Raw genomic sequence first — 13969 nt, forward strand, 5'->3', positions numbered from 1 at the left:
AGGGAGTCCGCAGTGGCGAGACCCGAACTCGGCGTGAAGCGCATCTGCCCCACGACCGGCAAGAAATTCTATGATCTGAACCGCGATCCCATCGTCTCTCCCTATACGGGCGAGGTGCTGCAGCGCGTGCTGTTCGAGCCGGCCCGCCGGGGTTCGTCGGCGGCCGCCAAGGCGGTCCCGCAGGTCGACGAGGTGGATGCCGAGCTCGAAGTGCCGGACGCCGAACTGGTCAGCCTCGAAGAGGCGGACGAGGAAGAGGCGTCTCCGGCCAAGGTCGCGGCCATCGACGACGACGTGGACGTCGAGGTCGAGGATGCCGGCGACGAGGACGATACCTTCCTCGCGCCGGACGAGGACGAGGATGACGGGGACGTCAGCGACCTCATCGGCGACGCCGCCGACGACGACGACGATCAGTAAGGCGCGCAGGCCGCCCGCCGGACGGCGTGCGGCCCCTTGCGCAATCGCCCGGTGAAGCGTATTGAGAGGCCGACTTCGGTCATTCATACACCCTCATCGATGGCTATCGTGAGAGTGGGTTCCTGCGGGGACCCGCTCTTTTTGTTTCAGCCGCCGGCGAGACCACTTTCGGAGCTGCGATTGTCCGCGGAAGAGCCGCGCCTGAACGAGGATCCCCGTCTCATCGTCGAGACGGGTGTGGCCGCGCGCGTCGCGTCCATCGTCGAACCAGTGCTCGAGGGCCTCGGCTTCCGCCTGGTGCGGGTGCGTGTCTCCGGCTCGCAGGCCGGCGGCTCGACGCTGCAGATCATGGCCGAGCGGTCCGACGGCACCTTCACCATCGACGATTGCGAGGCGACCAGCCGGGCGCTGTCGCCCGTCCTCGACGTCGAGGACCCGATCGCCGCAGCCTATAATCTCGAGATTTCCTCGCCCGGCATCGATCGCCCCCTGGTGCGTGCCGGCGACTTCGACCGCTGGGCCGGCTACGAGGCCCGCGTCGAGATGGCGGTGGCCCAGGCTGGCCGCAAGCGCTTCCGCGGCTTCGTGCTTGGCGCCGAGGGGACCTCTGCGCGGCTGAAGCGCACCGACATCAAGGGCGACGAGCCCGCCGAGATCCTGCTGCCGATCGAGGAGATCGGCGATGCGCGCCTCGTCCTTTCCGACGACCTCATCCGCGAGGCGCTGCGCCGGGCGAAAGCCGCCGGCCGCGCCATGGACGAGGATGACGAGGACGATATGGATGAGGACGGCGCCGGAGAGGCCCCGGACGACGCCGAACTCGTCATCGTCCGTCCCGGCACGCCGCGTCCCGTCCGCGCCGACCAGGCGCCGAAGAAGAAAGCCACTCCCGGCCCCGTCCGCTCCGGCGACGGGCCGCGCGGTCCCAAGCCCAAGGGGCCGGGCCGCTACGCCAAACCCAAACCATCCCGCTAGAGGGGAATAACCATGGCCGTCTCGGCAAACCGACTGGAATTGCTGCAGATCGCGGACGCGGTGGCGCGCGAGAAGCAGATCGACCGCCAGATCGTGCTCGAAGCGATGGAAGACGCCATCCAGAAGGCGGCGCGCTCGCGCTACGGTCAGGAGACCGAGGTGCGCGCCGAGATCAATCCGAAGTCGGGCGAGATCCGTCTGTCGCGCCTCCTCCAGGTCGTCGACGAGATCGACAACGTCGCCATCCAGATCGCCACCGAGGAGGCGCGTCGGAAGAACCCCGCCGCCCAGCCCGGCGACTGGATCGCCGAGACGCTTCCGCCCTTCGATTTCGGCCGCATCGCGGCCCAGTCGGCCAAGCAGGTCATCGTGCAGAAGGTGCGCGAGGCCGAGCGCGACCGCCAGTTCGACGAGTACAAGGACCGCATCGGGGAGATCGTCTCCGGCACCGTCAAGCGCGTCGAATACGGCAATGTGGTCGTCGATCTCGGCCGCGGCGAGGCGATCGTCCGCCGCGACGAACTGATCCCGCGCGAGATGTTCCGCAACGGCGACCGCGTCCGCGCCTATCTTTTCGACGTCCGCCGCGAGCAGCGCGGGCCGCAGATCTTCCTGTCACGTACCCACCCGCAGTTCATGGCCAAACTCTTCGGCCAGGAAGTGCCGGAAATCTACGACGGCATCGTCGAGATCAAGGCCGTCGCCCGTGATCCCGGGTCGCGCGCCAAAATCGCCGTCGTCTCGCGCGACAGCTCCATCGACCCGGTCGGCGCCTGCGTCGGCATGCGCGGCTCGCGCGTGCAGGCGGTGGTCGCCGAGCTGCAGGGCGAGAAGGTCGACATCATTCCGTGGAACCCGGACATCGCCACCTTCGTCGTCAATGCTCTCGCTCCCGCCGAGGTCGCCAAGGTGGTGCTCGATGAGGATCGCGAGCGCATCGAGGTCGTGGTGCCCGATCCGCAGCTCTCGCTCGCCATCGGCCGTCGCGGCCAGAACGTGCGCCTCGCCTCGCAGCTGACCGGCTGGGACATCGACATCCTCACCGAGCAGGAGGAGAGCGAACGCCGCCAGGCCGAGTTCGAGGTCCGCACCAAGCTGTTCATGGGTGCCCTCGACGTCGACGAGGTCGTCGGCCAGCTGCTGACGTCCGAAGGTTTCCGTTCGGTCGAGGAGGTCGCCTATGTCGAGCTCTCCGACCTCGCCTCCATCGAAGGCTTCGACGAGGAGACGGCGCAGGAGCTGCAGCGCCGCGCGCTCGACACCATCGCCCGCATCGAGGCCGAGCATGACGCCAGGCGCAAGGAACTCGGCGTTGCCGACGACCTGCGCGAGGTCGATGGCCTGACCACCGCCATGATGGTCAAGCTCGGCGAGAACGACGTGAAGTCGCTCGAGGACTTCGCCGGCTGCGTTCCCGACGATCTGGTCGGCTGGACCGAGCGCAAGGAGGGCCAGTCGACGAAGCATGCCGGCTTCCTCGACGGTTTCGAGCTGACCAAGGACGAGGCCGAGGCGATGATCATGCAGGCCCGCGTCAAGGCCGGCTGGATCGAGGCCCCGGTGGCGGAAGCCGAACCGGAATTGGCCGAAGGCGATGCTGAAGCTGAAGCCTGAGTCGGAGCGATGACGGCCGGTGGTGATCGTGACAGAGACCGATGCAGATGAGCTGACGCTCGACGGCGGCCCCCTGGCGGGGCGGTCGGGAAGCGAACGCACGTGCATCGTCAACCGCCGCGCGTCGTCGCCGGACGGGCTCGTCCGCTTCGTCGTCGGGCCGGACGGCGTTATCGTCCCCGACCTCAAGGCCCGGCTTCCGGGCCGCGGCGCCTGGGTCACGGCGACCCGGGCCGCCGTCGCCGAGGCGGTCAGGCGCAAGCTCTTCGCCCGCGCCTTCCGGCGTGAGGTGACCGCCCCCGCCGACCTGCCCGAACTCGTGGAACGGCTCATCGAGGCGCAGGCCATCGCCTCGCTGTCCCTCGCCAACAAGGCCGGAGCCGTGGTCGCCGGGTTCTCCAAGGTCGAGGCGGCCCTGATGGGCGGGACGGCGGCAGGCCTTATTCACGCCTCGGACGCGAGCGATGATGGCGTTCGCAAGCTCGGCCAGGTCCTCCGCCGCATCTTCGGCGACGACCCCGACACCATGCCGCGGGTGACGGCGTTCACCTCGCTGCAATTGGATTTGGCATTGGGGCGCATGAATGTGATACATGCAGCGCTGCTCGCCGGCGGGCCGAGCGAAAATGCTCTCGCGCGCTGCACGGCCCTCGAGGTTTACCGCACCGGTGACGTGACCGGAGGTCGGCCTCCGGCTTCCGTCAACGAGCCGAAACACTGATTTCCCGGACGCAGCCGCCCGGCGCAGGACCAGAACCGAATGACCGATGAGAAGACCTCCGGCGACAAGACCCTCAGCCTGACGGGCAAGACCCTCAGCCTGAAGAAGCCCGCCGGGAATGAACAGAGCATGGTTCGCCAGAGCTTCAGCCACGGCCGCACGAAGACGGTGGTGGTGGAGAAAGTGTCGGCGAAGCCGCGCTCGTTCGCGCCGCCGCGTCCGGCCGCGCCGGCTCCCGCCCCGACGGCCGAGAAGCCGCGCGCCCCCGCCCCGGCCCCTGCCGCTCCGGCGCCGGCCCGGCAACCCGCCCCCGGCATGATCCTGCGCACGCTCTCCGACGAGGAGCGCGAGGCGCGTGACCGCGTGCTGGCCGAAGCCCGGGTGCGCGAGGCGGAAGAGCGCAAGCTCTCCGTCGAGGAACAGGGCCGCCGCACCGAGGAGGACGCCCGTCGCGCCGCCGAGCGCGCCGAGCAGGACCGCCGCCAGCGCGAGGAAGACGACCGCCGCCGCGCCGAGGACGAAACCCGCCGCCGTTCAGAGTGGGAATCGCGCCGCCGCCTGGGCGACGACAATCGGCCCCGCAGCCTCGACGACATCGGCCGCGCCCCGCGTGCGCCGGCTGCCGAAGCCGCGCCGGCTCCCGAGGCGCGCGCTGCCGCGCCCGAACAGCGTCCCGCCGCGCCGACCCGCGACAGCCGCGGCTTCGGCGACCGTCCGCCGCGCGATGGCTATGCCCCCCGTCCGCAGGGCGACAGGCCCTTCGGCGACCGTCCGCCGCGCCCGCCGGGCGACCGTCCCTTCGGCGATCGTCCCCCGCGCGAGGGCTATGCCCCCCGTCCGCAGGGCGACCGCCCCTATGGCGACCGTCCGCCGCGCCCGCCGGGCGACCGTCCTTTCGGTGATCGTCCCCCGCGCGAGGGCGGCTATGCGCCGCGTCCCGCAGGCGACCGCCCCTATGGTGATCGTCCGCAGGGAGACCGTCCCTTCGGGGATCGCCCGCCCCGCGTCGACGGTCGCCCGCCGCGCCTCGACAGCCCGCGCCCGCCGCGCCAGTTCGGCGCGCCGGCCAACAGTGCCATTCCCACCCGTCCCGAGGGTGCCGGTCCGATGCGCTCCGGCCCGCCGTCTGCCGGCCGCCCGCGCGGCGCTGGAGACGACGATGAGGGTCCGCGCGGTGTTCGCCGTGGCCCCGGCGGCAAGGTCGTGGCCCCCGCGACCCGCCCCGAGCGCCCGGTTGCCGATGCGCCGAGCCGCACCCGCCTGACGCTCACCAATGCGCTTGAGGATTCGTCCGACCGCATGCGGTCGGAGGCCTCCTTCCGCCGCCGCGTGCAGCGCATGACCGGGCGTCGCCCGACCGAGCAGAAGGAGAAGATCCTGCGCGAGGTGACGATCCCCGAGACGATCACCATCGCCGATCTCGCCAACCGCATGTCGGAGCGGGCCGTCGACATCATCCGCATGCTGATGAAGCAGGGCGCGATGCACAAGATCACCGACGTGATCGATGCCGACACCGCCCAGCTCATCGCCGAGGAACTCGGCCACACGGTTCGCCGTGTCGCCGAGGCCGACGTCGAGGAAGGCCTGTTCGATTCGCCCGATCCGGAGGAGATGCTGGAGGGCCGCGCCCCGGTCGTCACCATCATGGGCCACGTCGACCACGGCAAGACCTCGCTGCTCGACGCCCTGCGCAAGACCAACGTGGTCTCGGGCGAGGCCGGCGGCATCACCCAGCACATCGGCGCCTATCAGGTCCAGACCCCGCTCGGCGGGCTCGTGACCTTCATCGACACGCCGGGCCACGCCGCGTTCACCGCCATGCGCGCCCGCGGCGCCAAGGTGACGGACATCGTCGTGCTGGTGGTCGCCGCCAATGATTCGGTGATGCCGCAGACGGTCGAGGCGATCAATCACGCCAAGGCCGCCAAGGTTCCGCTGATCGTGGCGATCAACAAGATCGACCTGCCCGACGCCCGCCCCGAGAAGGTCAAGACCGACCTTCTCCAGTACGAGGTGCAGCTTGAAAGCCTCGGCGGCGACGTGCTCGAGGTCGAACTCTCCGCCAAGACCGGCCAGAACCTCGACAAACTGCTGGAACTCATCCAGCTCCAGGCCGAGGTTCTCGAACTGAAGGCCAATCCGTTCCGCCTCGCCGAAGGCACGGTGATCGAGGCCAAGCTCGACCGCGGTCGTGGTCCGGTGGCGACCGTGCTGATCCAGCGCGGCACCATGCACCCGGGCGACATCGTTGTCGCCGGCGCCGAGTGGGGCCGTGTTCGTGCGTTGATCAACGACAAGGGCGAATCGACCGACGGTGCCGGTCCCTCCGTCCCGGTCGAGGTGCTCGGCTTCAACGGCACGCCGGAGGCGGGTGACCGCGTTGCGGTCGTCGTCAACGAAGCCCGCGCCCGCGAGATCACCGACTACCGCTCGAACCTGAAGCGGGAGAAGGCCGCCGCGCGCCTCGGCGCCGGACGGTCCTCGCTCGCCGACATGATGAGCCAGCTCAAGGCCGGCGCGGGCAAGAAGGAATTCCCGCTGATCATCAAGGGCGACGTGCAGGGTTCGGTCGAGGCCATCGTCGGTGCCCTGGCCAAGCTCGGCAACGACGAGGTGGCGGCCCGCGTCATCCTGTCGGGTGTCGGCGGCATCACCGAGAGCGATGTCGGCCTCGCCCAGACGGCAGGATCGGTCATCATCGGCTTCAACACGCGCGCCCACAAGGAAGCGCGTGCGGCCGCCGAGCAGGCTGGTATCGAGATCCGCTACTACAACATCATCTACGACCTGGTGGACGACATCAAAGCCGCCATGTCCGGCCTGCTCCCGCCCGAACTGCGCGAGACCATGCTGGGCAATGCCGAGATCCTGGAGGTGTTCAACATCACCAAGGTCGGCAAGGTGGCGGGCTGCCGGGTCACCGAAGGCCGGGTCGAGCGCGGCGCCAATGTGCGCCTCATCCGCGACAGCGTCGTCGTCCACGAGGGCAAGCTGTCGACGCTCAAGCGCTTCAAGGACGAGGTCAAGGAGGTCCAGGTCAGCCAGGAATGCGGCATGGCCTTCGAGGGCTACCAGGACATGCGCGCGGGCGACATCATCGAGTGCTACCGCGTCGAGGAGATCAAGCGCTCGCTGTGACCGGCAGGCGCTTCATCGGACATGTGAAAAGGCGGCCATCTGGTCGCCTTTTCTTTGTCCACCGTTTGAACCCCTGGCGGTCCTTGCTGCGACCCATGGGCAAGTGATCCAACAAGTCGGCCGTGGAACAGGCGGTCGCGCTCCAACAGCGAGTGCATCAGTGCCATGGACTCCGCCTACCGCTTCGCAATCGACACGACCTTCGCCGACTATCGCGCGCTGCTCCGCGCGCGGCAGAGGCTGGGTCCGCTGCGCGGTCATGGCCGTTGGCTGCGCTATCCCTTCGTCGCCATCCTGTTCCTGGCGACGCTCTGGTGGCTCGACGGGCTGTCGGCCCCGTGGAGCGTCTATCTGCGCTGGGATGTTGCGAAATGGATCGTCGGGCTCGTCATCTTCATTCTGCTGGTCGATCTCTTCTTCGACCAGGTGATCGGCCGCTGGGTCTATTCCCGCTATGCCGTAGCGAACCGGCCGCTCACCGCCTCGGTCGACGCGGACGGCATTTCATGGGCAGTCGATGCCTGGAGCGGCCGTGTCGCCTGGAGCGGGGTGAAGACCGCCGTGGTCACGGCCGACCACCTGTTCCTGTTCATCGGCAAGCTGGAAGCCATCTCCTTGTCCCGCCGTGGTCTGGCCGACGGGGACTGGGACGGCTTCCTCGCCTTCGCCACGGAGCGGCTGCCGCAGCCGCCCGTGCGGGGCTGAAAAAAACGCGGCTGCCGGGGCAACCGCGTCCTGATGTCTTCGGCATGCTCGTGAGAGCAGATGTCACACCACCTTCAGGCTGATCTCGCCGAGCCCGTCGACCGCCGCCACCATGGTCTGGCCGCGGGTCACCGCGCCGACGCCGTCCGGCGTGCCGGTGAAGATGACGTCGCCCGGGCAGACCTCGAAATAGGTCGACAGGAAGGAGATCTGCTCGGCCACCGACCAGATCATGTCGGCAAGGTCCGCCTTCTGCTTCACCACGCCGTCGACGGTGAGCGAGATCGGCCCCTTCAGCTTCTGGCCGACCTGGGCCACCGGATAGAGCGGGCCGACCGGACCGGAGAGGTCGGAGGACTTGCCGAGCTCCCACGGGCGCTTCAGCGTCTTGGCGTCGTCCTGAAGGTCGCGGCGGGTCATGTCGAGGCCGACCGCATAGCCGAAGACGCAGTCGAGCGCCTTGTCGACCGGAATGTCCTTGCCGCCCTTCGACAGCGCCACGACCATTTCCAGCTCGAAATGGTAGTTGGCGGTCTTCGGCGGATAGGGATGGTCGACGGTCACCCCATGCGGCACCGGCTGCAGCGCGTCGGCGGCCTTGTTGAAGAAGAATGGCGGCTCGCGGGTCGGGTCACCGCCCATCTCGCGCGCATGGGCGGCGTAGTTGCGGCCGACGCAATAGACCCGGCGGACCGGAAACAGCTTGTCGGTGCCGACGATCGGCAGGGCAGGGCGGGCGGCGGGTTCGAACACGTAGGACAAAGGGGGCGCTCCAGAACGATCTTGACGTCTGACGGTGGTCTCGACGATGCGCGCAAGCTAAACTCACCCGTCAGATTGTCCATGGCTCCAAGGCTCATGTCGCATACCGAAAAGCGCGAACTCCCGCCGCTCGCCAAGCTCGCTCTCGAGATGGGGCCGCTGGTCATCTTCTTCCTGGTCAACTCCTACGGCGACCGCTGGTTCGGCGTGGCGCCGGACAGGCGCCTTTTCCTCGCCACGGGAATCTTCGTCGTCGCCGTCCTCGCCTCGCTGGTGGTCACCTGGTCGCTGATCCGCAAGCTGCCCGTCATGCCGCTGGTCTCGGCGGTGGTCATCACGGTGTTCGGCGGGCTGACGCTGCTCCTCGACGACGAGCTGTTCATCAAGCTCAAGCCGACCATCGTCAACACGCTGTTCGGCGCCGTCCTCGTCTGGGCCGGTCTCACTGGCCGCAGCGTCCTCAAGCTCGTCCTCGATTCCGTCTTCACCCTCACGGATGAGGGCTGGCGGCTCCTCACATGGCGCTGGGCCTTCTTCTTCTTCCTGCTCGCCATTCTCAACGAGGTGGTCTGGCGGACGCAGACGACGGATTTCTGGGTGGCGTTCAAGGTCTGGGGCATCATGCCGCTGACGATGATCTTCGCCATGGCGCAGATGCCGCTGATCTTGCGCCATGACGCCAGCGACGAGGCCGGCAAGACGCCCTGATGCTCATCGCCGTTTCGCTTTGCCCCGGCGCCATGCCCCGCTAGAAGCGTTGTCCCGCCACCCGTCCGGATAAGCCTCGTGGTCCGCGCCCTGTTCATCGCCGTCCTGTTCGTGCTGGTGGTGGCTATCGCCGTCATCGCCATCTTCCCCGGCGACGACCTTGTGGTCGCGCGCTGGTTCTGGACCCCGGCGGACGGCTTCTGGCTGTCGTCGCACGGCTGGGCGGCCGTCCTGCGCCGGGTCAGCATGTGGCCGACCATTGCGCTGGGCGTCGCGGCCCTCGTCTCGCTCGTCCAGCACATCGTCGCGCCGGCCACCCGCCAGTTCATGACCGCGCGTGCGGCGCTGTTCCTGTTCCTGACGGTCACCGCCGCGCCGGTTCTCCTCGTGAACGGCGTCTTCAAGGAGGTCTGGGACCGCGCCCGCCCCGTGCATGTGACCGAACTCGGCGGCAACTGGCGCTTCACGCCGTGGTGGCGACCGGGTGACGGCACCGAGTGCCGCACCAACTGCTCGTTCATCTCGGGTGAGTCCTCGGGCGCCGCCTGGCTCGCCGCGCCGGCGCTGCTGGCGCCGCCGGCGGTCAGGTCCTTCGCGCTCATCGGGGTGGCGGCCTATACCGCGGTGGTGTCCGGCCTGCGCATCGCCTTCGGCGGGCACTTCCTCTCCGACACGCTCATCGCCACGCTCCTGACCCTGCTGATCGTCGCGGCGGCCTACCACTGGCTCTACCGGGCACCCGGCGCTCCGGCCGAACCTGATCTCGCCGCCCGCCTCGGCCGCCTCGGCGCGCCGCTCCGGCGCCTGTTCGGCAAGGCGGGCTGACAGAGGCGCGCTTGCCAGCCGCGCGCCGCTTCTTTAAGTCGGCGCGAGCCCCCTTCCGACTGCTCTGGAAACCGTCAAAATGGCCGCGCAGAAGTCCGTCAAGAAAGTCGTCCTCGCCTATTCCGGCGGCCTCGACACCTCGATCATCCTGAAGTGGCTGCAGACCACCTATGGCTGCGAGGTCGTGACCTTCACCGCGGATCTCGGCCAGGGCGAGGAACTGGGACCGGCGCGCGACAAGGCGCTGCTGCTCGGCATCAAGCCCGAGAACATCTTTATGGACGACCTGCGCGAGACCTTCGTGAAGGACTACGTCTTCCCGATGTTCCGCGCCAACGCGATGTATGAGGGCCTCTACCTCCTCGGCACCTCCATCGCCCGCCCGCTCATCGCCAAGCGCCAGATCGAGATCGCCGAACAGGTCGGCGCCGACGCCGTCTCCCATGGCGCCACCGGCAAGGGCAACGACCAGGTGCGCTTCGAGCTCAGCTACTATGCGCTGAAGCCCGACGTCACCGTCATCGCCCCCTGGCGCGAGTGGGACCTGTCGAGCCGCACCAGGCTCATCGAGTTTGCCGAGCAGCACCAGATCCCGATCGCCAAGAACAAGCGCGGCGAGGCACCGTTCTCGGTCGACGCCAATCTGCTGCACGCCTCGTCCGAGGGCATGGTGCTCGAAGACCCCAATGTTGAGGTGCCGGACTACGTCTATTCGCGCACCGACGGCCCGGAGAGCGCGCCCGACAAGGCGACCTATATCACCATCGACTTCAAGGAAGGCGATGCGGTCGGCATCGACGGCAAGGCCCTGTCCCCGGCGACGATCCTCACGCAGCTCAACGAGCTCGGCAAGGTCAACGGCATCGGCCGCCTCGATCTCGTCGAGAACCGCTTCGTCGGCATGAAGTCGCGCGGCATGTACGAGACGCCCGGCGGCACGATCCTCTACATGGCCCACCGCGCCATCGAGAGCATCACGCTCGACCGCGGCGCGGCGCATCTGAAGGACGAGCTCATGCCGAAATATGCCGAGCTCATCTACAACGGCTTCTGGTTCTCCCCCGAGCGCGAGTTGCTGCAGGGCCTCATCGACAAGTCGCAGCAGTACGTCACCGGCACGGTCCGCCTGAAGCTCTACAAGGGCAACGTCATCGTGGTCGGCCGCGAGAGCCCCTATTCGCTCTATGACAAGGAGCTGGTGACCTTCGAGGAAGGCGCCGTCGCCTACGACCACCGCGACGCCCAGGGCTTTATCAAGCTGAATGCCCTGCGCCTGCGCACCCTTGCCCAGCGCAAGAAGAAGATGGGGCTCTGAGAGCCTTAGCCGTTGAGACGAACGAAGGCCGGGGCGACCCGGCCTTTTTCATGCCTGGAAGAGGAAGGTCACGGCCCCTGGCGCGTGCCCGTGGTCGGGCCCGGCGTGCCGACGAAGCCGTTGAAGCGGTTGGCCGGCCGGGTCAGGCGATGGCCGCTGCGGCCGGCGTCATGGTCGGCGCCGTACTCGCTTGACGCGGCCATGGTCGGGACGGCGAGGCGGGCGCTGGCGGCGAGGGCGGAGGCATGAGCGGAGGAGGCGACCCCTGCGACTGTCGACAAAGCTGCGGCAGCAAGGAGCGTGAGAGCCGACTTTCGAATGTCGAACTTCGCAAACATGGTCGCCTCCCCGGTTCATTCCCCGCGGCATCGTGCTGCGGAGTGACCATGGGTCGCGGCGGCATGCGAAAAGGTTCGAGGCGGTCTTCAGATTCTTGCGGACGCGAGGGATCACCCCGCGACATGGCGGTCTGCACCACCGACGTGGGTCCATCGAGGCTCGCTTCTCTCGCACCTCAGGATGAGGAACGATGGTGCATGGCATCAGAGGCAACGCCCGCGATGGTCAAGCCCCTTCCTGACCGTGTTGCAGCCCGCCTCCTTCCTCATCCTGAGGCGCGAGGCCGCGCGATGCGCCAGCATCTCGCAAGGCCGAGCCTCGAAGGACGCAGTGCGGTCGTGCAGGGCATACTTGCTCGACGAGGGGTGGGGTTCCGCTCAGCCCAGCCGCTTCAGCCAGCGCTTCGCCTGCGCCCGCACATTCTTCGGCGCCGTACCGCCATAGCTCACCCGGCTCGCCACCGACTTCGCCACTGACAGCACCGAGAACACGTCCGCTGTGATCCTCTTGTCAACGGACTGCATGTCGGCAAGCGTCAGCTTGTGCAGCGGCACGCCCTTGTCCGAGGCGAGGCCCACCGCCTTCGCTGCGATGTGGTGGCTTTCTCGGAAGGGGATGCCGAGCGCCCTGACGCACCAGTCGGCGAGGTCGGTCGCCGTCGAATAGCCCTGTCCCGCCGCCTTCTTCATGGTCGCGGCTTCGGCCGTCATGTCGCGCACCATGCCGGCGGTGGCGGCGATCGCCAGCGACAGCGAGGCGAGCGCGTCCATGGTCGGCTCTTTGTCCTCCTGCATGTCCTTCTGGTAGGTCAGCGGCAGGCCCTTCAGCACCACGACGATGGCGTTGAAGGCGCCGAGGATGCGGCCGACCTTGGCACGCACCAGCTCGGCCGCGTCCGGATTGCGCTTCTGCGGCATGATCGAGGAGCCGGTCGAGAACGCGTCCGACAGCTTCACGAAGGAGAAGGGCGAGGAGCACCAGATGACGATTTCCTCGGCGAGGCGCGACAGGTGAACCGCCGTGATCGTCGCCGCGGACAGCACCTCCATGACGAAATCGCGGTCGGCGACCGAGTCGAGCGAGTTAGCCGTCGGCCGGTCGAAGCCGAGGGCCTTGGCGGTCATGTGCCGGTCGATGGGGAAGGACGTGCCGCACAGGGCGGCGGCCCCCAGAGGGCTCTCGTTGAGGCGGCGGCGGGCGTCTGCAAACCGCCCGCGGTCGCGACCGGCCATCTCGACATAGGCCATCAGGTGGTGGCCGAAGGTCGTCGGCTGCGCCACCTGAAGATGGGTGAAGCCGGGCATGACGGTTGCTGCTTCCGCGAGCGCCTTCTCGGCCAGCGCCTTCTGCAGGTCCTTCAGCTGCGCGTCGAGCCCGTCGGCGGCGTCGCGCACCCAGAGGCGGAAGTCGGTCGCCACCTGGTCGTTGCGCGAGCGGGCCGTGTGCAGCCGTCCGGCCGGCGCGCCGATGATCTCGGCGAGCCGGGCCTCCACGTTCATGTGGATGTCCTCGAGGCTGCGCCTGAAGACGAAGCTGCCGCCGTCGATCTCGGCCAGAACCTGGTCGAGGCCCCTGGTGATCGCGGCTTCGTCATCGCGGCTCACGATGCCTTGTTCGGCCAGCATGGCGACGTGGGCTTTCGAGCCGGCGATGTCCTGCCTATACAGACGCTTGTCGAAGTCGATCGAGACGTTGATGTCCTCCATCACGGCGGCCGGGCCCGAGGCGTAGCGGCCGCCCCACATGGTGTTGCCGGATTGGTCGGCTTTGGTCATCGTCGCGTCCCTGATGAAGAAGGAGTTCGCTGAAGTGTCTCGCGCCAGAATGACCATCCTCGCGGCAGGACTGATCGGACTGTGCGCCGGCGCTGTGGCCTTCTACTGGACAGGCGGCCCCGGGCGCAATGCGTCGGCGCAGGCCTGCACGGCGGCGCGAACCGTCGCAGGCAGCCTGATGCCGCTGGCGCGCGGCGAGCTTGCGGCTTTCCGCGTGACCGAATCCCCGATGATCGCGCCCAACGTCACCTTCAAGGCGCCCGATGGCCGCTCCCTGACGCTCGCCGATTTCCGCGGCCGCATGGTGCTGCTGAACCTCTGGGCCACCTGGTGCGCGCCCTGCCGGCACGAGATGCCCGCCCTCGACCGGCTGCAGCAGACGCTGGGCGGAGACAGGTTCGAGGTGGTCGCTGTCAACATCGACACGCGCAACCCCGACCGTGCCGCCACATGGCTCACCGAGAACGGCATCCGCCACATGGCGAACTATTCCGACACCAGCGCCCGCATCTTCCAGGACCTGAAGACCGCCGGCCGCGCCTTCGGCATGCCGACGACGCTGCTCATCGACGCCAATGGCTGCGAACTCGGATTCCTCGCCGGTCCCGCCGAGTGGGCGAGCGACGACGCCATGACACTCATCCGCACCGCGCTTGGCACCTGACGCGA

Annotated in this window: 13 protein-coding genes; 10 read left to right on the forward strand and 3 right to left on the reverse strand. The window is 68.3% G+C overall.

Annotated elements, in window-relative coordinates; all coding sequences use genetic code 11:
• Positions 1-12 precede the first annotated feature (12 nt).
• The 6 genes from ACJ4V0_RS00215 to ACJ4V0_RS00240 all read left to right on the forward strand — a co-directional run bounded on the left by ACJ4V0_RS00215 (position 13) and on the right by ACJ4V0_RS00240 (position 7576).
• Positions 13-420 carry a TIGR02300 family protein gene (locus ACJ4V0_RS00215; RefSeq protein WP_448297525.1) on the forward strand — a complete coding sequence of 136 codons (408 nt, stop codon included), beginning with the start codon at positions 13-15 and terminating at the stop codon, positions 418-420.
• A 180-nt stretch (positions 421-600) separates the two neighbouring features.
• Positions 601-1395, forward strand: coding sequence for a ribosome maturation factor RimP (gene rimP / locus ACJ4V0_RS00220; RefSeq protein ID WP_448297526.1), 795 nt, complete (start codon positions 601-603; stop codon positions 1393-1395).
• A gap of 12 nt (positions 1396-1407) precedes the next feature.
• Entirely contained in the window at positions 1408-3009 is a 1602-nt protein-coding gene (gene nusA, locus ACJ4V0_RS00225) for a transcription termination factor NusA (protein ID WP_448297527.1), read from the forward strand.
• A 28-nt stretch (positions 3010-3037) separates the two neighbouring features.
• Positions 3038-3730, forward strand: a complete 693-nt coding sequence (locus ACJ4V0_RS00230) for an RNA-binding protein (protein ID WP_448297528.1) — start codon at positions 3038-3040, stop codon at positions 3728-3730.
• A gap of 39 nt (positions 3731-3769) precedes the next feature.
• Entirely contained in the window at positions 3770-6871 is a 3102-nt protein-coding gene (infB, locus tag ACJ4V0_RS00235) for a translation initiation factor IF-2 (protein ID WP_448297529.1), read from the forward strand.
• A 165-nt stretch (positions 6872-7036) separates the two neighbouring features.
• Entirely contained in the window at positions 7037-7576 is a 540-nt protein-coding gene (locus ACJ4V0_RS00240) for a YcxB family protein (protein ID WP_448297530.1), read from the forward strand.
• Between the two features lie 63 nt (positions 7577-7639).
• Here ACJ4V0_RS00240 and ACJ4V0_RS00245 read toward each other — a convergent pair whose 3' ends face one another.
• A complete protein-coding gene (locus ACJ4V0_RS00245; protein WP_448297531.1) occupies positions 7640-8338 on the reverse strand; it encodes a fumarylacetoacetate hydrolase family protein in 699 nt (232 codons plus the stop codon).
• 96 nt (positions 8339-8434) lie between these two features.
• Between ACJ4V0_RS00245 and ACJ4V0_RS00250 the strand changes: the two genes are divergently transcribed.
• From ACJ4V0_RS00250 to ACJ4V0_RS00260, 3 genes are all read left to right on the forward strand, one after another.
• Entirely contained in the window at positions 8435-9046 is a 612-nt protein-coding gene (locus ACJ4V0_RS00250; RefSeq protein WP_448297532.1) for a septation protein A, read from the forward strand.
• A 78-nt stretch (positions 9047-9124) separates the two neighbouring features.
• On the forward strand, positions 9125-9871 hold the full coding sequence (locus tag ACJ4V0_RS00255) for a phosphatase PAP2 family protein (RefSeq protein ID WP_448297533.1): 747 nt from the start codon (positions 9125-9127) through the stop codon (positions 9869-9871).
• A 79-nt stretch (positions 9872-9950) separates the two neighbouring features.
• On the forward strand, positions 9951-11186 hold the full coding sequence (locus ACJ4V0_RS00260; protein ID WP_448297534.1) for an argininosuccinate synthase: 1236 nt from the start codon (positions 9951-9953) through the stop codon (positions 11184-11186).
• Between the two features lie 68 nt (positions 11187-11254).
• Here ACJ4V0_RS00260 and ACJ4V0_RS00265 read toward each other — a convergent pair whose 3' ends face one another.
• Both ACJ4V0_RS00265 and argH read right to left on the reverse strand, forming a co-directional pair.
• Positions 11255-11524 (reverse strand): hypothetical protein, encoded by a 270-nt coding sequence (locus ACJ4V0_RS00265; protein WP_448297535.1) that lies wholly within the window; start codon positions 11522-11524, stop codon positions 11255-11257.
• 378 nt (positions 11525-11902) lie between these two features.
• The gene (argH, locus tag ACJ4V0_RS00270; protein WP_448297536.1) at positions 11903-13300 is read right to left on the reverse strand and encodes an argininosuccinate lyase; all 1398 of its coding nucleotides are present in this window, start codon (positions 13298-13300) and stop codon (positions 11903-11905) included.
• Between the two features lie 34 nt (positions 13301-13334).
• Here argH and tlpA point away from each other — a divergent pair, with 34 nt between their 5' ends.
• Positions 13335-13964, forward strand: a complete 630-nt coding sequence (gene tlpA, locus ACJ4V0_RS00275) for a thiol:disulfide interchange protein TlpA (protein WP_448297537.1) — start codon at positions 13335-13337, stop codon at positions 13962-13964.
• Positions 13965-13969 lie beyond the last annotated feature (5 nt).

The organism is Phreatobacter aquiterrae, from assembly GCF_053471285.1.